Source organism: Candidatus Odyssella thessalonicensis L13, assembly GCF_000190415.1.
GTDB classification, from domain to species: domain Bacteria; phylum Pseudomonadota; class Alphaproteobacteria; order Paracaedibacterales; family Paracaedibacteraceae; genus Paracaedibacter; species Paracaedibacter thessalonicensis.
The window spans coordinates 537,135-556,880 of the sequence record NZ_AEWF01000001.1 but is presented as its reverse complement, the minus strand read 5'-3'; the positions used below and the strand labels follow the sequence as shown (position 1 = coordinate 556,880).

Genomic DNA, 19,746 nt, shown 5'->3' with positions numbered 1-19,746 from the left:
TTTATTTATCACCTGTTTTTAAAGGTGATGAATAATGGATATTCCCCGAAGAATAAACTTTCTCCTGGCTTTTATAACGATAGGAACACATGTTTTTGTCCGAATTGTAAACTAGATTTAGCTCATAGATTACCTCAGAAGAAGTAATGACATTGCTAAATTTAATTTGGCTACCGTGGGATACTAGGCTGTTAATTCCGAAGATTTCTTGAGCGAGTTCGACTGCCCAGTGAAGCTGCACCACCCCGGGAAGGATAGGAAATTCTGGAAAATGCCCGTCAAGGTAGGACAGATCAGCTGGGAGCTTGAAGCTGATTTTTGCGTGATTTTGCGCAATACAACGTTCTACAAATTCTGGATAACGAGGCGAGCCTAACATTGTTTGTGCTCCTTGGAGTTAAAATATGCTTGTAAAAGGTGATAGGGGCGTTTTCCCTGGTTGTTACTGGGAATCACGTCCATAAAACGCCATCGCCGTGGAATTACAACCGCTTCAAAATAATCGCGCAAATAGGTCCTAAGCTCGCGCAGGAAATAAGTCTTACCCTGAGCAAGCAACTGTTGCTGGCCAGCGGGTGAGAGCACAACAATGGCCCCCAACTGCTGCCGTCTTGGTGTATCCACCGGAATGACAGCGGCCTGTTGGATAAGATCCGAGGCGACTAGTTTCTGCTCGATGTCTGATAAACAGACGCGTTTGCCCTCAATTTTCACAATCCGATCGGCTCGCCCGAGTAAGTGGAAGTGGTCTTCATCCAGCATCTCAATGCGATCTTGGGTTTCATAAATAGAGTTGTCTGGTAAATAGGAAGATTGAAGATAAAGCTGCTCATTCTCGCCTTTAATAAGCTTTATGCCTTCAAATCTTGTCCATGATTGGGCAGGATGATGTTGTTGGCGATAAGCGATCCCACCTGTTTCAGTGCTGCCTAGTATCTCCCAAGGTAAAACCCCTAAAGCTTTCTTAGTTGCTTGAGCGGCGTCAAAAGATAAGGCACCGCCGGAAGAAAAGGCATACTGTAATCTTAAGTTGTCCTTACTCTCAAAATCAGGCATCCGCCCCAGGTGCGATGGACTGGAAATAAGATAATCGCTTGCTTTGATATGGGGGACAATCTCTTCCCAGCACCTAAAAGTCTGCCGCTGTAAGCGGTACCCCTTACAAACTGGCCATAGTAAAGAAAACAGTAGGCCATAAATATGATGATGGGGAACTGTTGAGAAAAATTGGCATTCTAAAACAACGGTTCCCCATTTTTTTTCTAAAGCAGCTATCTCGGTTTCTAATTGCCGTAAAGTTTTACTAATGGCCTTCGGCGTATTGGTTGACCCTGAGGTATAAAAAGTTATTGACCGTTCTAACGGATCAAAATCAGTGAACAGGAGAGACGGCGACTCCGAGAAATTATTTAAATCTGCTAGGCTGTTTAGCACATAGGTGGTGGAACATAAGGGTAAGAGTTCCACTTGATCGGTCAATAACCCATCCTCTGGCTGTATTAAATCCTTTAACAGGCCAGGCGCATCACTTGGCGGCAGAATCACCGGGATGCCCACTTGGAGTGCTGCCAAAAAACCTGCCAAAAATAAAGCGCGATCCTTATGAATTAGGAAAATCCTCTTTATTTTGTCGTGGTGGAATCTTGCCATAACCGTGGCAACAGCCTGACAATACTGTGAAGTTACAGTGCAATCCTCATCGTTTAAAGGTTGCCAGTAATTGGACCACGTTGCCACGTCGCGTTCTGTTAAAAGCTTATGAACAGGGATTAAGGAATGTATCGCCATCACTGAAATCTTTTCGTTCAATTGTTGGATTTATGGTGCCGACGCACCAAGAGTTCACCGCCCATCAGGGTACCCATGAGCAGGTAGGAAATGCAGCCATTGTAAAGGGCCCACAGGTCACGGTAATCAAGGATCACCGTCATCAGCGAAATGCTGGCATTAATTATGCAGAAAAGCATCCACACAATTGTTACCTTTCGGGTATATTCTATTCCTTTTGGCTCAAGATCTGGCGTCATTAATCGTGCAAAACGTTCAATCATGCTAGGTGGATAGGCCAAGGTATAGCTAAACAGACTGGCAGCGGCCAGGCTCATAACAATGGGATACAGGAAAGGGGCGAGTTCTGGATTCCAGCGGTAAAGCAGCATCATGACTGCGGTGACGCAGCTGCATAAAATCACAGAGCTTTTTTCCAGAAAGCTTATACTTCCTCTCTTAGTCAGTAAAGGGAGACCGGCTCGCAAAATAAGCATCCCGAGCATGCCACTCATCAAGGTGGTTGCTGAAATCTTACCTTCGCCCCAATAGATAACCAGAGGATAGCCGATAGATAAGGCAGCAGCGAGCATGCCTATAAGTCTATTATTTATGAATGAGCGCATAAACTTTCTCTACGACATCGCCGACAGTTCGAACTTCTTTAAAATCAGCAGGAGCAATTTTTTGCTTGGTGATTTCTTGCAGTTTTACAATAAGGTCCACCGCATCAATACTATCGAGATTCAGCTCTTCATAAAGTTTAGAGTCTAAGGTGATCGCCTCTTTAGACACTTCAAAGTATTCTTCCAAATATGTTGATAGTTCTGCTAAAATATCTTCTCTGGTCATATTAATTTCCTCCTTTGATCTGACTAATAAATTCTACAAGTGTGTTGACGGAGTAGAAATGAGCTTTTAGATCCTCATTTTGGGTGCTGATCTTAAGCTGATATTTCTTTTGAAGAGCCATACCCAATTCTAAAGCGTCAATGGAATCCAATCCCAATCCTTCGCCAAACAAAGGATCATTACTGTCAATATCGTCAACTGTTAAATCTTCAAGATTTAAGCTGTCAATAATTAACTGTTTGACTTCAGTTTCTAAATTATTCATATCCTAAATACCTATTATAATAGTGTTGAATATCGCGCATGAGCGCTCTTACTCTCAAGGAACGAGGCGCGTCCCCTTGGTAATCACTGATGAGGAACAACTTTCCAATGTGAGCTTTAAAATTAATGCGTCGCGGCGGGATGTGATACCACTTTTCTGACTTTGTCAGTGAAACCGGCTCGCAACCTAAAAGAATCGTTTGAATGTTCACATCAGCAGCTAATGCTAGATTCCCTAAGCCGCGCCGCATATGGATAGGGTGGCCAGGAATTGACCGGGTTCCTTCTGGGAAAATAATAATATTCTCTCCCTGGTCAAGCTGCTCCTTGCAGTCCTTTAAAAATCTTTCAGGATCAATATCATTACGAATATAACCTGCAGACCGGACCACACCGCCGATAAGCGGATTCCGCCACAGCTCATTTTTAACCACACATTGGACATTTTTAAGCTTGGACATCAGGATCACCACATCCAATAAACTGGGGTGATTGCAGATCACTAGGGTGCCTTTGAGGCCACGCAACTCTTCCAAGCTGCGAGCCTCAACTTTTATAACTCCTAGAATTTCTAAAGTTTTTAAATAACCCCTAAAAATATAGCAGATTAATGAGCGTACGCGTGCCCGCCGCTGCGTACTGCCTCTGCTCAGGACTCTGATCATTTGAAATAGAGTCAGACAAAGTAGAAGTCCGCCTAGGCCGAAAAGAGAAAAACCAATCGCTGTGCCAATTAAGCGCTTTATGTAATCAATTCTAAGTTTAAATTTGTTCCACATGGATTGCCCCACCGGGCACATGCAATGAAAAACTATTTTCATTGCTCTGAATAAAATTCAGGAATGAAAAGGCTCCCCCAGCCTGCCCCTCGAAAAATGCTGCACTGTCTCGAATAAAATTTATCTTAAAGGCACGAGACTTCTCTTTAAAATCAGCTTGCCCTTTATCACTCTTAAGAATAATGATTGTGCAGATTTCTGATTCATTATTCTTATAAATACTATTATAGTGCGACGGAAGCGGCGCATCATAATATATATAGCCAACGGTGCTATTCTTATCTTTCTGTAACGCCAAGGCTTCAAGCAAGCCTGTCTCAAAGCTTAAGGCGCCGCCTGATAAAGATGTCTGCATCTGGGTGTTTCCAGTCGCAATTGAAAACATTCCCATAATTGCATTGTGTACTGACATACTAAAATCTGTTGGCGACAGTAACTCTTTTTGACTGAGCCCTGTTAAAAGGTTAGCCATACGGTCAGTATCTCCATGGCGCGACGACACCACCCAAGCAATATCTTTATTATCTAAAGACGCCAGGACCGCATAAAGCATAGTAATAGCGCGGCGTCCCAAAGAGGTTAAACGCCGACGCATAGAAGCAGGAATATCGCCAGAAGTTAGTTCCATTTCTGGCCATGTGCCCGAAACGTTGCCAACTTGCCAAAAACAACGGCATAGATAAGTATTGTTCACTTGCCCGTTAGGGGGAGAAACCTTATCTTGCTGATGCCTTGCGACTAATTGAGCTTTCAATCTCATTTTCTAAAAGTCTTACCCATTTATTATACTTAGGATGAATATTGCCATCTTTGTAATTTAAATTATAAGCATTCAAATTTACAATAGAGAAATAAGTATTAGTATAATTAATTTCAAGTACTGCGGTATGATTTCTTCTTTTAACATTACATACCATCTTATTATAGCTCTTCGGATGGCACTCCCATCCTCGGCGGGATGCTGTTTGGCTAATAATTGTCTCTATCTCATTTAACGATAACTTTTGAGCATAAGGCGGTAAGGGATGATGATCCACATTATAAAGAGGCTCATTATGTGAGCAAGCGGTTAAGCTAAGGACAAGCATTCCCGTTCCTAAAACTAGAGAAGGATAATTCATTTTATACTCCATAATATTTTCTTTAAAATTTTACTAATTTTTTATAATAATACTTACTGTTGACAGTAAACATTTTTAGAATATATTTTAAGGTAAATCAATGCATTAAATTTTTATGTTGTTAAAAGAAAATATACTCGCCATTGTAAATCTTCCCTCAACGGCGATCAAGGAGGTAGTAAAAAGCTATGCCAACATAGCTGATTTTTCTTACTGCCCATCGCTGCCTTATCGGTTTTCAGTTCAGGAGCGGCGTCTAGTCGCTTTATCGTTGGCACGTTGTCTTCTTTGTAATTTAAATATTCTCTCTTCTGCCCAGGTGAAAAAAGTTGAGGTCCGTAGACTGGCCTCTGGAAGTCCTTATCTGTTTTATGCAAAAGATAATAACTCTGTCGATTTACCTGCAATCAGTATCAGTCACTCGGGGCCATGGCTTGCCTGTTTACTTTCAAATCCCCAAGCGCCTGCCAGTATTGATTTGGAAGATTTAACAGTTTCCCGAGCTTATAATAATTTAGCTGATTATGCATTTTTTGAAAAAGAAAAGCGCTTTGTTTTCGAGCACGGCCAGATGGGCTTCTATAAATTGTGGACCGCTAAAGAAGCATTAGCAAAATGCCAGGGCAAAGGGTTAAGCAAGGCGCTGGCTATTGATCTAAGTCCTTATCTTGATGCCCTACACCCAAAGCTTGCCTTATTCATAGAATTTGAAGGTAACGGCTTCTTTCTCGAACAAAATCAGCTTAACGATGATCTGTTGTATACAGTGGCTCAGTCTAAGAATATGCCGATCAGGCTTTTAAGATTAGCTGACCTCGGTTAAGGCTAGCGGAAATGATAGCAATAAAAATGCTCCCCAAATAGCCTTAATGGTAAATCCTGACTCTAAATAAATATCTTTTTCAATAATCTAAAGAGTTGATCATTTGAAAATCGTTGTCCTGAAGACAGCATCAATATTTTTCAAATGTAATAATTTTCTTCTTGAATATTTTTGAATCGTTCCCATATCAGTTTTGTATTTTATTACGCATTTATATATGTGAGGCATGTTTAATGAACAAATTTACAAAAATATTAATGGTATCATCGGTCTTTTCGGGGATACAGACCCATGCCGCAATCAATGTCATGACAGATTCAATCAGGGTTGAGGAGGCTGATTTAACAGCATTACTTAGCTCTCCTGCAATCCAGAACGTTGAGGCATCAAGAAAAACGACCAATGACCTAACTGAAGATGGCTTCGTGGTCGTTGATGAACCAAATGATCTGAATAAAAGTGACTTTGAGGACTTCCAAGAAATTCATATGGTTTCTAAGGATCGTAGTAAGTTAATTGCTGATGCGGCTTTAATTGCTGATGCGGCTTATAACCATACTGACCTTGTGAGTCTTAAAGCGCAGCCTAATCGTGAACAATATCACCAGGATGCTCGTGAAAGATTAATTGCTGAAGGTAAAGAAGTCATCAGTTTCAATGCCACTATGCCCCGTAGAGAGGGGGCAGGTGAAGAACAGCTACCGGCAGGTTTAGTTACTTATTCTGTAGAAGATGGTCAACCCATAATCCGGCTTGCATATCATGGTACGGAAAATGATCGGGATTTAAGTACAGACCTCGATGCTTGGAAGAAATCCGATAAATCAATAATTGCTAATGGTTATATGCATGGCGGTTTCTATAAACGTTATATGCAAAGCCGGGAAGCTATGTTTGATGCCATCCAAATGATTCTTGATGCCCATAATCTAAGGGCGGACCAAGTAAACTTTGTGGTAACAGGTCACAGCTTAGGAGCAGCGTTAGGTACCATCGCCGCTGTTGATCTTAAGAAAACCATTACCGCCAAGGCTAGATTAGATCTGGTCACCTTCTCCTCACCACGAGTATTTGACGCCCACGGAGCCGCGGAAGCTGAGAGGGTACTGGCCGGAGGGCAAGTCTTACGTGTGTGGCGTGCTAATGATCCTATCGCAGCCGTCTCCCTGGGGACAGCGGTTGATGGAGGTTTTGCCACTGGGTTTAAGCATATTGGTACATCAATTAAATTGAATGGTGTGGTTGATTCTTTCTCGTTACAAAATCATTCCATGGGGACTATTCAGCAGGATGCACGCAGTCGTGAAGCTGTTGCCTTTGATACCAATCATAAAGGTTTCTGGGATCGAGCGAAAAGCGTTGGTAAAAAAATTAATCCCTTAAACTGGTGGTAAGCAATCTTCGAGCCCTTTCTTAGGGCTTGATGCTTTAGCAAGAAGATCGCTGGACTGTGTTACAGCAAAGGCGAGGGCGGCTTTAAAAGGTCGCCTTTATTTGTATGCTGGCGCTGGTTTCTGGTGGAGAGAAGGGATGCTGACACAGTATCCCATTTGTTTAATTTAAAAGTGGAATCGTTGAGCTTAAATGCGTTTGGGGCCATCGCAACTTCTTTTGTTAATTGAATCCCTTTTGGAGGAAGGGAACCCTTGGGATAAAATTAACAAATTGATTGACGAAAATTGGAATGATTTAAGTTAATTTTTACAATTCTTGGCTGGGAAGGGCAGCACGTTTCCTCCTTGTCTCTTAGGCTAGAAACATTTCATAAACGCTGGCTTACCGGAAATTTTCTTATACGGTAACTTGCTTCCCTTTCTTACCTTTACAGATGATTGCAAGTCCCTAAAAGCAATAATGTATTTTACAGCGACAGAAAATTCTTACTGGTGGATAGCATAAAACCATGATAAGTTTTAACAAAGTCTTAAATATTTAGGGCAGGATTATGAGTGTTATGCACCTAAGCGCAATAGCAGTTTTTGCGCCCTTATTAGGTTTTATTCTGTCGTCTCTAGGAATTCGTTATCTTGGAGATCGGTTTTCGCAATTTATCACATGCTTGTTGATGCTAATAGCTGCCGTTGCGGGGGCAACCTTATTTTACGAGGTTGTGTTTTTGCGCAAAGATACGGTGATTGAGCTATTGAGCTGGATTAATGTCGGAGAATTCCAAGCCAACTGGGGACTTAAGCTCGATACATTGAGTACCACCATGATTGGCGTTGTTAATACAGTATCATTATTAGTGCACATCTATTCTATCGGATATATGAGCCATGATAAATCAATCGCCCGGTTTATGAGCTATCTGAGCTTTTTTACCTTTACCATGTTGATGCTGGTCACCGCTCCTAACTTAGTCCAAATGTTTTTTGGATGGGAAGGCGTGGGTGTGGCTTCTTATCTGTTGATTGGGTTCTGGTATGAACGTCAAAGTGCCGGTGCCGCCGCAATGAAAGCCTTTATCGTTAACCGTGTTGGCGATGTGGGATTAGCTTTGGGAATTGCCACTGCCTTCTTGCTCACCGGCACAGTTGATTTTGATGGTGTTATCTCGACAGTAACTCAGATCGCTTCGGCTCAACGGCCTTCTCTTAACTTCTGGGGATACGAGTGTGATGCTATAAATTTGTTGGGCATCTTGTTATTCATTGGTGCCATGGGTAAATCAGCGCAATTAGGATTACATACCTGGCTTCCAGATGCTATGGAAGGTCCCACCCCTGTATCAGCATTAATTCACGCAGCCACCATGGTTACTGCCGGCGTATTTCTTGTCTGCCGTATGTCGCCAGTCTATGAAGTGGCTCCGGTTGCACGTGAAATGATTATTATTGTCGGCGCTTCTACGGCCTTCTTTGCTGCCAGCATTGCCTTAACTCAGACCGACATTAAACGGGTTATTGCTTATTCCACCTGTAGCCAGCTTGGGTACATGTTTTTTGCTGCAGGATGTTCGGCGTATGGGGCGGCTATGTTCCATCTGGTAACCCACGCTTTCTTCAAGGCTTTATTGTTCTTAGGTGCTGGCTCCGTCATTCATGCTATGTCTGATGAGCAAGATATTAATCGAATGGGCGGAATTTATAAGCTAATTCCCACCACTTACGTCCTCATGTGGATTGGGAGCTTGGCTTTAGCAGGGATTCCTTTGTTTGCCGGCTATTATTCCAAGGATGCCATTATTGAATCTGCCTACCTGACAGGAACTGGAGCCGGGGATTATGCTTTCTGGATAGGCCTCCTCGTTGCCTTCTTAACAGCGTTCTATTCTTGGCGTTTGTTACTCTTGGCTTTCCATGGCAGTCCTAAAGCCGATGATCGGGTTATGGCCCATGTTCATGAATCGCCATTTGTGATGCTATTGCCCTTATTTGTATTGTCTGTAGGCGCTATTTTTAGCGGCTATTTAGCTCATGATTGGTTTGTGGGGACTAAAATGGCAGAATTCTGGAATGGTGCGATTGCTTTACCTCACCATCACCATTCAAATTTACCGGCGTGGGTGGTGTATTCTCCTCTTGTAGCCGCTGTGTCTGGGATTGTTACAGCTTACCTTTTCTATAGTAAATCGCAGACTGTGCCCCAGCTTATAGCCTCAAAGCTTTCCGCTCTTTATACCTTTTCCTACCGTAAATGGTTCATCGATGAACTTTATAATGTTCTGTTTGTGAATCGTGCGTTTGGCATTGGTCAAATGCTCTGGCAAAAGGGTGATGTCGGATTTATCGACCGCTTAGGCCCCAATGGAATTAGCCGGGTCTCTTTGGGACTGTCACGGCTGGTAAGTTATTTGCAAACAGGCTACGTGTATCATTATGCATTTGCCATGATACTGGGGGTCTTATTATTATTGACATGGTACATAAAGGGCCAAATGGGGTAACGAATGTTAGAACAATTACCGATTTTATCACTGACAACCTTTTTCCCACTTTTTGGTGCACTGTTTATTCTGCTCATTAAGGGAGACGAGGCCACCATCGCTCGTAATTCTCGTCTGGTCGCTTTATGGTCGAGCATTTTGACCTTTGTGCTAAGTCTATTAATTTTTGTAGGCTTTGATCCCATGAAAACCGGCTACCAGTTTGTGGAGCACCGGACGTGGATAAAGGGAATGAATATCTCTTATCGGATTGGCGTTGATGGGTTTTCCATCCTCTTTATTTTGCTGTCAACCTTTTTAATGCCGCTGTGTATTCTCGCCAGCTGGGAAGCAATTCAAAGACGTGTCAGGGAGTATATGTTGGCATTTTTATTCCTTGAAACCCTGATGATCGGGATGTTTTGCGCTCTAGACTTAGTGCTGTTTTATGTCTTCTTTGAGGGTGTGTTAATCCCCATGTTCTTAATTATTGGAATCTGGGGCGGTGAGCGCCGCATCTATTCCAGCTTTAAATTCTTTCTCTATACTTTTCTAGGGTCAGTTTTTATGTTGTTGGCAATTATCGCAATTTATATGCAGGTAGGTACAACGGATCTGATGGGGGTCAGTAATCATACTTTTTCTGCATCCTTACAACATTGGTTATGGCTGGCATTTTTTGCCTCCTTTGCCGTAAAAATTCCCATGTGGCCTGTCCATACATGGTTACCTGATGCGCACGTTGAAGCGCCCACTGCCGGCTCAGTGATCTTGGCGGGTGTACTTTTGAAAATGGGTGGCTATGGCTTTTTACGGTTTTCTGTCCCCTTATTTCCTGAGGCAAGCTTAACCTTTGCCCCGTATGTTATGGCTTTAAGTGTGATCGCCGTAATTTATACGTCCTTGGTCGCCTTAGTGCAAAAGGATATGAAAAAACTGATTGCCTATTCGTCGGTAGCTCATATGGGCTTTGTCACCTTGGGGATCTTCGTGCTGACCTCCCAGGCGATCACAGGGGCGATGATACAAATGTTAAGCCACGGCTTGATTTCGGCTGCTCTCTTTTTATGTGTGGGTGTGGTCTACGATCGTCTCCATACGCGCGATATCAGCCGGTATGGCGGGGTCGCTGCTGTAATGCCGCTTTATGCTCTGTTTTTTATGCTGTTCACTTTAGCATCTGTGGGCTTGCCCGGGACCAGTGGCTTTGTTGGGGAGTTCCTCGTTATCTTAGGCACCTTTAAAATTAGTCCTGTATTTGCCACTCTCGCTGCAGTGGGCATGATTCTAGGGGCGGCCTATGGGTTGTGGCTCTATCGAAGAATTATTTTTGGTAAAATAGAGCATGCTGACGTTCAAGCTTTAAAAGACCTCAATTGGCGGGAAAGCACTTCATTTACCCTATTAGTTATTGCTGTAATCTGGATGGGGATTTACCCTAAAACATTTACCGATATCATTACTCCATCCGTAAATAATCTACTCTCTCAATATGAGCGTAAGCTTGCCATGCGAGAAAAAGTTATACAGTTAGCCTCCGCTAATTCAGTTAAATATGTGAGGGAATCATGATTGCATCCAGTTTAATGTACCTTCTGCCAGAGCTTTTCCTCACCCTGGGAAGCATGGGCTTACTCTTATACAGCGTATTGCGGCGCCAATTATCGGTCATCAATACAGTCAACATTGCTGCGATATTGCTGTTGTTTACTATTGGGATTTTGCTTCCTTCCTCGACCCACACGGTTTCTCTATTTTCTGGCCAATTGTCTAATGATATCTTTAGCCAGTATCTAAAAATTGCTATATTGGTCTGCTCAGTACTGGTGCTGATGAGTACCCGCTCTACTTTATACTCAGACCACATTTATCAGTCAGAATATCCTGTTCTCATCATACTGTCGCTGATAGGAATGATGATAATGGTATCCTCCACCGGGTATCTCAGCCTATTTATGGGGCTAGAGCTGCAAAGCTTATCTTTATATATTATTACTGCTTTAAAACGGGATGATGGCCGCTCGTCTGAGGCGGCAATAAAGTACTTTGCTTTAGGAGCGCTCTCAACTGGGATGTTATTGTATGGCATTTCCTTTGTCTATGGTTTAACAGGAAGTCTGATTTATGCAGATACTATGCAATTTCTTGCCTCCCAGCACAGCTCAAACTTGCCCATGTATGTGGCCTTTGCCTTTATCCTGGCGGGGGTAATCTTTAAGATATCAGCGGTACCATTCCATATGTGGACTCCGGACGTTTATGAAGGAACGCCTACCAGTATTACCACCTTCCTCGCCACTGTTCCTAAAATTGCTGCTTTTGGCATGATTATCCGGTTGTTAGTGGGGCCTTTTGCTGGGATAGCCATGAATTGGACAATGATTGTAATGGTTATCTCCATACTTTCTATGTCATTAGGAGCCTTTGCGGCTTTAAATCAGAAAAGTATTAAGCGACTTATTGCTTATAGTGCAGTTGGTAATGCAGGCTATGCCTTAATAGGATTAATAGCAGGGGGCCAGAGTGGGGCTCAAGCAACCCTAATTTATGTGCTGTTATATGTGGTGGCGACGCTTGGGTTCTTTACCTGCTTGGCCAACCTTTATCGGCGGGGCTTTCCGTGTGAAAATATTAATGATTTGGCGGGCATTAATCGCATTTATCCCGGCACTGCCTTCTTTATGACTTTTCTGTTGTTTTCTATGGCAGGAATTCCTCCTTTAGCGGGTTTCTTAGGAAAATTATATATATTTAATGAAGCGATTAAATCCGGCCACCATGTGTTAGCAATAATAGGTGTCTTAACCTCGGTGATTTCAGCCGCTTATTATTTGTGGCTCATTAAGGTTATTATGATGGATCCCATAGATACTCATAAATGGCAAGGGACAGAGGGATATAAACGGGATGCCGCGGCAACCCTGATCATCTTAGTTATTGCCGCCGCCTTAACCTTGTTCTTTATAAAGCCCAGCTTATTTATCCCATTAGCATCAGAGGCAGCAGCATCGCTGTTTGCAGGCCAATGACATACAAGTTTTTGAATTTTGAAAAGGTTGAAAGTACCAGCGATGAAGTCCGTAACGTTATCCTCAAAGATTCTTCACAGGATGTCGTTGTTATAGCTGATATGCAGACGCGGGGGCGGGGGCGTAGAGGCCGCCGTTGGTATTCGCCTCCCGGTAATTTATATTTCTCATTTTCTAAAACTCCAGCAATTAATCCTGCCGCATTAGGGCAAATCTCCTTAGTGACCGGGATCGCAGTTCACCATGTCATCTCTAAACTACTTCCCAGCTCAGCCCAGATTGCGCTAAAATGGCCCAATGATATATTGGTAAATAAAATGAAGTTAGGGGGCATCCTCATTGAAACTGAACAATTCCCTGGTCGCGAGTATGCGACATGCATCATCGGGATTGGCATCAATATTACCTCTTCTCCTGAAATGGTCGCTTTTCCTCCTTGTGCCTTGCGCGACTATATTAATGGATTGCCAGACAAAGATGAACTCGCCCGCAATATAATTGACGAGTTTAATCGTTGTTATAATGTATGGCTTTATGACGGATTTGAGAAACTACGCAGTGAATGGCTATCCCTATCTTACGGTTTAGGAAAGCCAGTTTCAGCGCGGGCAGAAAATGGCTTTGAAATTTATGGCCGCTTTTTGACCCTAAGTTCGGATGGTGCAGTTGTTATCTGTGACGATGATGGTAATGAGTATCTGGTGCGAAGTTCTGAGATTACCTATCTATAATGCCAGCCTGAGTGTGGGCAGCTTACAGAGTAATAGGGCTAAGTCTTTATTAAGAGGGCTCTGTGATCATCTTGGATATTTTAGTGCTACAACAGGTCTTCTTTAGGAAGGTGGTTCTTGATGCTTGGCTTTCAGGCATTGCCATTCACCTGCGCCTATTCTGACATATAAGGTAGTGGGTTGGTAGGCGTGCTCCTGGAAGTAGATAAGCACTTACTCATATAGTCACAGCAGAGCTTTTACTTGGCTACAAGCTACTTTTTGGAAATTCGCCTTTAGCTTATAAGACTATAATATAAGCTATATTAACTCGTTAAACAGCGATAGGCGCAGAGTAAAAACAAGCGATCGAATAAGGTCTTCTAGGTAAAATAGGCATTGATTTTCTTTTTTACAGACACCATATACCAGGTAGCTGTTGTAAGCCATGCCGAAATTAATAAGGTTTAACATGAAGAAGTCTATTTTAGCTTTGTTGCCTTTGCTGGCTAGTTTGCCTGGATGTATCCCTGGTGGTTTTTATCACCCTAATCAGTATTATATGGGAGACGATTTAACCTGGTATAATGCCTACCAGGACATTTTAGCCGACATACCTGATTATTCTTATGAAGCTGACTTTTACAGACCTCAGACAAAGAAAACTTGGAAGCGCAAGAAAATACATACAGATGTCGATGGATACAGTAACTTTCGAGAATTCTCAACCTCTGCGCCAGGTTATAATAGCTATAGCTCGCAATGGCATAGTTCCCAAGATGTAACGCAGACCATGAACTCTGAAAAGTTCTACATGTATTTTTAACCTTATATCCCGACTTGTTGCTGGTCTATACGTCTACTTTTCAAAGGACGAGGGCAACAGAAGCCGCAAGTAAAAGCAGAACGAAATTAATCTGAGTAGGTAAAAAGAGGACAAATAGCTACTCGCAGCTGCTACCACTTGGTACGAAAGAGCAAACTGCGAGAATGAAGGCTGGAATTGAGAGGGCTAAAAGTCCTTACAATAAGCGCTATCCCCTAAGAAGTTAGCCTATAGGTAACTCATCAGTATCAATATTTTGCACCATATCCTCAAAGAACTTAAAAATCTTAGAAGGCCAACTTTGAAAAGTTGCTGTGGGTTGCTTATCTTCAACAGCAACGCTTTCATCAGTGCACGCAGGAGGGGCAGACCTCCAGGAATTTTCGCTTGGATTTCCATAAATCCCATCCCATAGATCGCGGTAAGCTAGATCGCGGTAAGCTTTACGCTGGGGATTATACACTGTGCTTGAGCTGGTTAATGTGCTATCATTTATCTCTTTCCTAGGCGAGGACTCACTTTCTGATCTTGCAATATCCTCTTCAGTTGGGGCGTGCAGAAGTATGTCAGACGCGTGGGTCCTTCTAAAGTCTGCAGCGAGAGAGATATTTGTGAATGCACCAACCGTAATTGAGAGCAAGCAGAGATGTTTAATCATTTACGTTCTTCCTTTTTTAAAGTTGGATCAGCACACTTGCTGATTTCTTGTGACAGCTCAGATCAAGCTATAGCCTGTTAAATTGTAAAGGCTTTATATCACTGGAGCTAACCCCTAAGATCTGAGAGGGTGGTGAAAATTCTTACTTTTAAAAATTTCATAGGCTAAGGTTTAGTTTTTGTAATATTACCATTAATAACGTCTTTTTAATATATTATTTTATCAAAATTAGCAAAAATTTTATTGAGTTGCTTATCAATGCCATATCTAAGCCTTTGCCGTCAATGGGCCAGTTTTAGATTATTCAACCCGAGTAACACTTAAGACCACGGTTAAATTATTGAAAAACTGCTGTTAAGTAAAAAAAGCAGCTCATTCTAATTAAGAGTTTAAATTTGTGCTAGGGGCAAAAAATTAACCTTTAATTTCTTGAAAATTATTAAGGTGTACTTATAACTAAGGAGGCCTGCTTTGCAGGTTTTCTTATTATATAGGTTTCAAATGCTTAAATTTTATCTCTATAAATGCATTCTCGCTTTATCTCTTTCTGTCTTCTCAATAACTTCTACTCTGAGCAATGAGACGACTGCTACTAAACGACCTATTGAAGACACGCTAGTAAAGTCAGAGAACGAAGCTGAAAAACCAGCAGAAGCACTTCCTAAGAAAAAACAAAGAGCTGAAAAGAGGGAAGATGAAGAAGAAAGAGAGCCCACAGAGGAAGAGATAGAGTCTAAACCCTCTGATCCCATCCCTCTAGAAGGTTCCATTACAAAAGCTGCTGATATTGGGACGTGGGTGGGTGATAAAGAAAATGGCATAGCAAATTTTCAGTTAAGTTATCAAGGAACCCTAATCTCTGAAGAAATTAAGAAATGGCACCTAGAAATGGGAGCTCAGATTAAGAAAATCATGGCTAAACTTGATCCTCAAGTAGATACAACCAACTATCTTCGATCGAGAATTGATATCATATATAAGAAGGAGCAGTTATATGAAATAAGAGGAGCCTCAATTCCCATTTTATTTATAAGTGGGTACACTAATAAAAGCGCTCAGCTTGATGTTTTGGATCTACAAGAAAGGATAGCTTCTATAACAACTGACCCTTGTATCCCTATAGACAGCTATTTTGAGTGGCGGCATCTTTGGAAAGAAAATTATGAACCAATCCGAGATAAACTCAAGCCTCTCTTTACCAGAATCCCTGAACATGATTTAATAAGCTCTCAATTGATAAACGCAGAAAAAGATTCCCTAACCCAAAGCAGTTCACACGCTTTTCAGTTTTGGCTACATAGTGAAGAACCTTTAATATTGTATATGTTAGGAGAAGCTGCAACAAAGGCTGATGATAACCTTTTATCTCCTACATTTAGTGAAATAATACAGGGGATTAAACTTCCAGGCAATGTAGTACCAGAAGTATGTATATTAAGTGTAGTGTCTCGGAACGATTGTTGTGGCAATTGTAGAACTCTTCTTCTAGAAGCAATCGAGCACAAGAAATTCTTTCATGACCCTGTTTTAGAAGGATTAAAGTTTGAGAAAAGTACAGCTTTGACAAAAGTTATACTATATTCAGGTCTTGATGAATTTAAAATAAAAAGGCCGCATGAGAGTTACTTAGACGCAATTAGTTTACAGAAAGATGACAAGATTCATTTTTTAATGGCTGCAAATAAAGCAAATTTATAACAATAAAAGTTCTTATTAAGGGAGTTTTTAAAATGAAATATTTATCAACACCAATAGCAATTATGAGTATGTTCATGAATCTTAATACTGCATTCAGTTCAGACGATTTCATTTCATATTTAAATGAGCCTGATAAAAGCAACCGAATTGCAGAGGCTATATTTGAAAAAATAGGGCCTGACGCTAATATTAGAGATTTAACAGAAGAAGAAAAGGAGTGGCTTTATGAAACTAGACTTCTCAAAGAAGTAAAGGATATCCAAAAGCAAGGAGGGGGTGAGGAACAAGATTTATCCAGAAAATTAGGTGAATTAGCACTGTTGTATGCTTATAAAGGTCGAGAAGATCTAACTGACGCAATGCTTAGGCAGAAAGCTGATCTCGATTTAAGATCAGCTTTGATAGGTGATGGGGCTACGCTTGGAATATTTAAGAGCATGATTCAGAACAATAACTTAGAAGATAGATTCTTCCATACAATAATTGATTACTACCTAAAGGATCCTGATGCTTTTGAGGAGGGTAAATATAGCTATCTTGTTAAAGACGCAAGTTTTCAGGAGCATGTTTTATCCCTTTCTCAAGCTTACAAAAAGTCATTCCCGGAGACATTCAAAATCCGCAAGCAAGCTAATGAACCGGCTATCCTGGTAAGTGATCAATCTCTTCGCCTAGATTTGCTGCAAAGAATAAAAAAAGAAATAACCAATAGATATAACAATAGATCTATTAAGAAAAATTGAGATGAATAGAAGAGGGAGGATGGATCTGTGTCACTTCTCTTTCCCCTGGTAATCATCACCTTTTTTCTCTGATTTCCTTAAGTAATTCAGAGTGATTGCGCAGAATACGCAAAAGTGTGTTCATAGGTTAGCTATGCAGGACCTTACCTAATTTATAGCGCTGAAAAGGGCGCTCGCCGCTCCTTAAAAGTCTCTCTGCTGCCTCTTATTGAGAAATATGAAGATTTCTGCTATTTCCTGACTTTGCTGGGGCGTTAACGACTTATCAACATTACTTTTTCTTAGGCACTATTTGCGTTTATTTAAGAATTTGTTTTAAAAATTCCATGTAAAAAGAAAGATGACATAAGCAAGAATAAAAATATCATTTTATTAAGTTTCTTTACTATTAAACTTCTTCTTAAGGCCGATGAGTTGTGCCGGCACTTGGCCCAAGGACATAAATTGTTTTCAATTCAACTGAGAGCTTATTAGATCTAAAAAAATAGATCACTCAAGAAACGCTAACGAGCAGCCAGAAAATTACTAGAGAAAGTTCTTACAAATTCAAAGCCGAAGAAACAGATATAGGATGGCGTCTCCTACGGGATTCGAACCCGTGTTGCCGCCGTGAGAGGGCGGTGTCCTAGGCCTCTAGACGAAGGAGACATTATAGATATCATTTTATAGCGCTTTTTAAAGAATATAGCAAGCTAAATCTGTGGCCACCCCTGCAAAATAATCATAAGGTTCTAAAAAATAGGATTTCCCCATTAACTGACTATTAATTCCCATATAATCCCATTGCTTCCCATAAGAGCCCATGATATATAGATAAATTAGGGGGGCATGTGGCATTATTCATATCGACATTTACGAATAAGATAGACAAAAAAGGACGTGTGTCGATTCCTGCGCCTTTTCGTACCGTTTTAGCAGATCAAAGTTTTCAAGGAATAGTTTTATTTAGGTCCCTGACCCGCTGCATCATTGAAGGCTGTGGTTTTGATCGCTTAAAGCGTCTCAGTGAACAATTAGAAACGGGTGATTTTATGCCCAGTGCTCATCATGACTACACGGCAATGATGTTTGCTGAAGCCCGCATGTTATCTTTTGATGCTGAAGGGCGTGTCTCTATCCCTGAAGACTTACTCGCCCATGCCCAAATTAAAGAGCAAATCACTTTTGTGGGGCGGGGGCCTACCTTCGAGTTATGGTCACCTGACGCTTTTGCCCAAGATCATATTGACCGACGTCAGCGATTAATGGCGCAGCAAGGAGGGCAAGGCTAATGCATATTCCCGTGTTGTTAAAGGAAATGCAAGAGGCTCTGGCTATCCGAGACGGAGCTTTATATATCGATGCTACTTTCGGTGGGGGTGGTTACACTCGTGCCATTTTAGAGCAAGCCAATTGCCAAGTGATTGCTGTGGACCGTGATCCTGAGGCTATCCAGCGGGCGGAGCAATTAAAGGCTCAATATCCTGATCGTCTTTTTGTGTTTCAAGGTGTGTTTTCGGATCTGCCGAGCATAGTAGAAAAGGTACCCGTTGAAAAGGTAGATGGTGTTGTCTTTGATTTTGGCGTTTCCTCCTATCAAATTGATACGCCCGAAAGAGGGTTTTCCTTCCGCTTTGAGGGTCCCCTTGACATGCGCATGTCAGGCGAGGGGGAAAGTGCCGCAGATATCGTCAATACTTATTCTGAAGAAGATCTAGCTAATGTTATCTATACCTATGGTGAAGAGTACCGTTCTCGCCGGATCGCGCGCGCCATTGTCGAATTAAGAAAGGTTAAGCCTATTCAAACAACGTTAGAACTGGCAAACCTAATCAAATCAAGGGTTGGCGGGCGGCCTGATGCCCAACATCCCGCAACGTTAACTTTTCAAGCCTTGCGGATAAAAGTAAATAATGAGTTAATAGAAATTGAACGTGGTTTAAAGTTCGCTGAAGATTTTTTAAGTACTGATGGGCGATTAGTTGCAGTGACATTTCACTCTTTGGAAGACAGGGTTGTGAAGAGTTTCTTGCGACAGAAATCGGTGCGTAAACAAAAGCAGTCGAGGTTGTTGCCAGGGGAGAAAGTCCCATCTCCACCAAGTTTTCATGACCTCTACCCCAAAGGAATAGCGCCCTCAGAGACAGAAATCTCAGCGAACCCGCGATCCCGCTCTGCACGACTCCGTGCTGCTGTGCGCTTGCCTGCCCATAAGGATGGAGAGAGCCATGCGTAAGAGCACAGTTGGTGTCGGGTTGTTGACTGCTGTAATTGGTTTTGGATTATTTCAGCTGAAATATGAAGTGATGACATTAGAAAGTCAGTATCGCCAGTTAAACCGTGAGATTCGCTTAAGTGAAGAATCCATTTCTGTGTTAAGGGCAGAATGGGCCCACTTGACTAACCCTTCAGCCTTACAAAATATGGCCAGAAAGCATCTTGAGGTGGATACGGTAACCTCTAAACAACTTATCTCCTTTAAACGCTTAGCTAAGCCACGCGGGGGAGCTGCCCTTACGCCAGCCTCCATTATCCCAGCGCCCAGCTCGCCCGATTCAGAATTAGAAATGATTCTCGATGAAGCTATTAAAGAGATCTCTTATACGGCAGCTAAAAAAGGGAAGCGTTAAGA

Annotated in this window: 21 protein-coding genes and 1 tRNA gene; 12 read left to right on the top strand and 10 right to left on the bottom strand. The window is 41.9% G+C overall.

Features of this window, described 5'->3' with window-relative positions:
* Position 1 precedes the first annotated feature (1 nt).
* From HMO_RS0102730 to HMO_RS15390, 8 genes are read right to left on the bottom strand one after another with little or no spacing between them, the layout of a single operon-like run.
* Complete coding sequence (locus HMO_RS0102730; RefSeq protein WP_010298455.1) at positions 2–379, bottom strand: ApeI family dehydratase; 378 nt, start codon at positions 377–379, stop codon at positions 2–4.
* Complete coding sequence (locus tag HMO_RS13545; RefSeq protein WP_010298454.1) at positions 373–1,788, bottom strand: AMP-binding protein; 1,416 nt, start codon at positions 1,786–1,788, stop codon at positions 373–375. Before HMO_RS13545 ends, HMO_RS0102730 begins: the two co-directional genes overlap by 7 nt.
* A 17-nt stretch (positions 1,789–1,805) precedes the next feature.
* Positions 1,806–2,393, bottom strand: coding sequence for a COG4648 family protein (locus HMO_RS13540; RefSeq protein WP_010298453.1), 588 nt, complete (start codon positions 2,391–2,393; stop codon positions 1,806–1,808).
* Complete coding sequence (locus HMO_RS0102715) at positions 2,374–2,619, bottom strand: acyl carrier protein (protein WP_010298452.1); 246 nt, start codon at positions 2,617–2,619, stop codon at positions 2,374–2,376. The genes HMO_RS13540 and HMO_RS0102715 overlap by 20 nt, the downstream gene beginning before the upstream one ends.
* Before the next feature lies 1 nt (position 2,620).
* Positions 2,621–2,884 (bottom strand): phosphopantetheine-binding protein, encoded by a 264-nt coding sequence (locus HMO_RS0102710; protein WP_010298450.1) that lies wholly within the window; start codon positions 2,882–2,884, stop codon positions 2,621–2,623.
* Entirely contained in the window at positions 2,877–3,662 is a 786-nt protein-coding gene (locus HMO_RS0102705; protein ID WP_010298449.1) for a lysophospholipid acyltransferase family protein, read from the bottom strand. Before HMO_RS0102705 ends, HMO_RS0102710 begins: the two co-directional genes overlap by 8 nt.
* Positions 3,646–4,422, bottom strand: coding sequence for a beta-ketoacyl synthase chain length factor (locus HMO_RS15395; protein WP_010298448.1), 777 nt, complete (start codon positions 4,420–4,422; stop codon positions 3,646–3,648). The genes HMO_RS0102705 and HMO_RS15395 overlap by 17 nt, the downstream gene beginning before the upstream one ends.
* Positions 4,379–4,783, bottom strand: coding sequence for a hypothetical protein (locus HMO_RS15390; RefSeq protein ID WP_139016805.1), 405 nt, complete (start codon positions 4,781–4,783; stop codon positions 4,379–4,381). The genes HMO_RS15395 and HMO_RS15390 overlap by 44 nt, the downstream gene beginning before the upstream one ends.
* 115 nt (positions 4,784–4,898) lie before the next feature.
* Between HMO_RS15390 and HMO_RS0102690 the strand changes: the two genes are divergently transcribed.
* The 7 genes from HMO_RS0102690 to HMO_RS0102655 all read left to right on the top strand — a co-directional run bounded on the left by HMO_RS0102690 (position 4,899) and on the right by HMO_RS0102655 (position 14,036).
* Complete coding sequence (locus tag HMO_RS0102690) at positions 4,899–5,606, top strand: 4'-phosphopantetheinyl transferase family protein (protein WP_010298445.1); 708 nt, start codon at positions 4,899–4,901, stop codon at positions 5,604–5,606.
* A gap of 233 nt (positions 5,607–5,839) precedes the next feature.
* Complete coding sequence (locus tag HMO_RS0102685) at positions 5,840–7,000, top strand: lipase family protein (RefSeq protein ID WP_010298438.1); 1,161 nt, start codon at positions 5,840–5,842, stop codon at positions 6,998–7,000.
* Positions 7,001–7,551: 551 nt separating this feature from the next.
* Positions 7,552–9,492: an NADH-quinone oxidoreductase subunit L gene (gene nuoL, locus HMO_RS0102675; protein WP_010298433.1), complete on the top strand. Its 1,941-nt coding sequence runs from the start codon at positions 7,552–7,554 to the stop codon at positions 9,490–9,492.
* Positions 9,493–9,495: 3 nt separating this feature from the next.
* Complete coding sequence (locus HMO_RS0102670) at positions 9,496–11,043, top strand: NADH-quinone oxidoreductase subunit M (protein WP_010298430.1); 1,548 nt, start codon at positions 9,496–9,498, stop codon at positions 11,041–11,043.
* Entirely contained in the window at positions 11,040–12,500 is a 1,461-nt protein-coding gene (locus tag HMO_RS0102665; protein ID WP_010298427.1) for an NADH-quinone oxidoreductase subunit N, read from the top strand. Before HMO_RS0102670 ends, HMO_RS0102665 begins: the two co-directional genes overlap by 4 nt.
* Positions 12,497–13,231: a biotin--[acetyl-CoA-carboxylase] ligase gene (locus HMO_RS0102660; protein ID WP_010298426.1), complete on the top strand. Its 735-nt coding sequence runs from the start codon at positions 12,497–12,499 to the stop codon at positions 13,229–13,231. Before HMO_RS0102665 ends, HMO_RS0102660 begins: the two co-directional genes overlap by 4 nt.
* 451 nt (positions 13,232–13,682) lie before the next feature.
* Positions 13,683–14,036 (top strand): hypothetical protein, encoded by a 354-nt coding sequence (locus HMO_RS0102655; protein WP_010298422.1) that lies wholly within the window; start codon positions 13,683–13,685, stop codon positions 14,034–14,036.
* 223 nt (positions 14,037–14,259) lie between these two features.
* Here the strand turns inward: HMO_RS0102655 and HMO_RS0102650 are convergent, their stop codons facing one another.
* Positions 14,260–14,694: a hypothetical protein gene (locus HMO_RS0102650; RefSeq protein WP_010298418.1), complete on the bottom strand. Its 435-nt coding sequence runs from the start codon at positions 14,692–14,694 to the stop codon at positions 14,260–14,262.
* Positions 14,695–15,195: 501 nt separating this feature from the next.
* Between HMO_RS0102650 and HMO_RS0102645 the strand changes: the two genes are divergently transcribed.
* Positions 15,196–16,392, top strand: a complete 1,197-nt coding sequence (locus tag HMO_RS0102645) for a hypothetical protein (RefSeq protein ID WP_100070052.1) — start codon at positions 15,196–15,198, stop codon at positions 16,390–16,392.
* Between the two features lie 32 nt (positions 16,393–16,424).
* Positions 16,425–17,135: a hypothetical protein gene (locus tag HMO_RS0102640; RefSeq protein WP_010298411.1), complete on the top strand. Its 711-nt coding sequence runs from the start codon at positions 16,425–16,427 to the stop codon at positions 17,133–17,135.
* A 572-nt stretch (positions 17,136–17,707) separates the two neighbouring features.
* Here the strand turns inward: HMO_RS0102640 and HMO_RS0102635 are convergent.
* Positions 17,708–17,783, bottom strand: a tRNA-Glu gene (locus HMO_RS0102635).
* A 182-nt stretch (positions 17,784–17,965) separates the two neighbouring features.
* Between HMO_RS0102635 and HMO_RS0102625 the strand changes: the two genes are divergently transcribed.
* From HMO_RS0102625 to ftsL, 3 genes are read left to right on the top strand one after another with little or no spacing between them, the layout of a single operon-like run.
* Entirely contained in the window at positions 17,966–18,406 is a 441-nt protein-coding gene (locus HMO_RS0102625; RefSeq protein ID WP_029448253.1) for a division/cell wall cluster transcriptional repressor MraZ, read from the top strand.
* Positions 18,406–19,350, top strand: a complete 945-nt coding sequence (gene rsmH / locus HMO_RS0102620) for a 16S rRNA (cytosine(1402)-N(4))-methyltransferase RsmH (protein WP_010298402.1) — start codon at positions 18,406–18,408, stop codon at positions 19,348–19,350. Before HMO_RS0102625 ends, rsmH begins: the two co-directional genes overlap by 1 nt.
* Positions 19,343–19,744 carry a cell division protein FtsL gene (gene ftsL / locus HMO_RS15385; RefSeq protein WP_010298399.1) on the top strand — a complete coding sequence of 134 codons (402 nt, stop codon included), beginning with the start codon at positions 19,343–19,345 and terminating at the stop codon, positions 19,742–19,744. The genes rsmH and ftsL overlap by 8 nt, the downstream gene beginning before the upstream one ends.
* Positions 19,745–19,746 lie beyond the last annotated feature (2 nt).

Excerpts from the sequence above, each read along its gene's own strand:
- HMO_RS0102660 (WP_010298426.1), top strand. The coding sequence starts at position 12,497 with ATGACATACAAGTTTTTGAATTTTGAAAAGGTTGAAAGTACCAGCGAT.
- HMO_RS0102710 (WP_010298450.1), bottom strand. The coding sequence starts at position 2,884 with ATGAATAATTTAGAAACTGAAGTCAAACAGTTAATTATTGACAGCTTA.
- rsmH (WP_010298402.1), top strand. The coding sequence starts at position 18,406 with ATGCATATTCCCGTGTTGTTAAAGGAAATGCAAGAGGCTCTGGCTATC.
- HMO_RS0102705 (WP_010298449.1), bottom strand. The coding sequence starts at position 3,662 with ATGTGGAACAAATTTAAACTTAGAATTGATTACATAAAGCGCTTAATT.
- HMO_RS15395 (WP_010298448.1), bottom strand. The coding sequence starts at position 4,422 with ATGAGATTGAAAGCTCAATTAGTCGCAAGGCATCAGCAAGATAAGGTT.
- HMO_RS13545 (WP_010298454.1), bottom strand. The coding sequence starts at position 1,788 with ATGGCGATACATTCCTTAATCCCTGTTCATAAGCTTTTAACAGAACGC.
- nuoL (WP_010298433.1), top strand. The coding sequence starts at position 7,552 with ATGAGTGTTATGCACCTAAGCGCAATAGCAGTTTTTGCGCCCTTATTA.
- HMO_RS0102730 (WP_010298455.1), bottom strand. The coding sequence starts at position 379 with ATGTTAGGCTCGCCTCGTTATCCAGAATTTGTAGAACGTTGTATTGCG.
- HMO_RS15390 (WP_139016805.1), bottom strand. The coding sequence starts at position 4,783 with ATGAATTATCCTTCTCTAGTTTTAGGAACGGGAATGCTTGTCCTTAGC.
- HMO_RS0102715 (WP_010298452.1), bottom strand. The coding sequence starts at position 2,619 with ATGACCAGAGAAGATATTTTAGCAGAACTATCAACATATTTGGAAGAA.
- HMO_RS0102640 (WP_010298411.1), top strand. The coding sequence starts at position 16,425 with ATGAAATATTTATCAACACCAATAGCAATTATGAGTATGTTCATGAAT.
- HMO_RS0102645 (WP_100070052.1), top strand. The coding sequence starts at position 15,196 with ATGCTTAAATTTTATCTCTATAAATGCATTCTCGCTTTATCTCTTTCT.
- HMO_RS0102665 (WP_010298427.1), top strand. The coding sequence starts at position 11,040 with ATGATTGCATCCAGTTTAATGTACCTTCTGCCAGAGCTTTTCCTCACC.
- HMO_RS13540 (WP_010298453.1), bottom strand. The coding sequence starts at position 2,393 with ATGCGCTCATTCATAAATAATAGACTTATAGGCATGCTCGCTGCTGCC.
- HMO_RS0102690 (WP_010298445.1), top strand. The coding sequence starts at position 4,899 with ATGTTGTTAAAAGAAAATATACTCGCCATTGTAAATCTTCCCTCAACG.
- HMO_RS0102650 (WP_010298418.1), bottom strand. The coding sequence starts at position 14,694 with ATGATTAAACATCTCTGCTTGCTCTCAATTACGGTTGGTGCATTCACA.
- HMO_RS0102685 (WP_010298438.1), top strand. The coding sequence starts at position 5,840 with ATGAACAAATTTACAAAAATATTAATGGTATCATCGGTCTTTTCGGGG.
- HMO_RS0102655 (WP_010298422.1), top strand. The coding sequence starts at position 13,683 with ATGAAGAAGTCTATTTTAGCTTTGTTGCCTTTGCTGGCTAGTTTGCCT.
- ftsL (WP_010298399.1), top strand. The coding sequence starts at position 19,343 with ATGCGTAAGAGCACAGTTGGTGTCGGGTTGTTGACTGCTGTAATTGGT.
- HMO_RS0102670 (WP_010298430.1), top strand. The coding sequence starts at position 9,496 with ATGTTAGAACAATTACCGATTTTATCACTGACAACCTTTTTCCCACTT.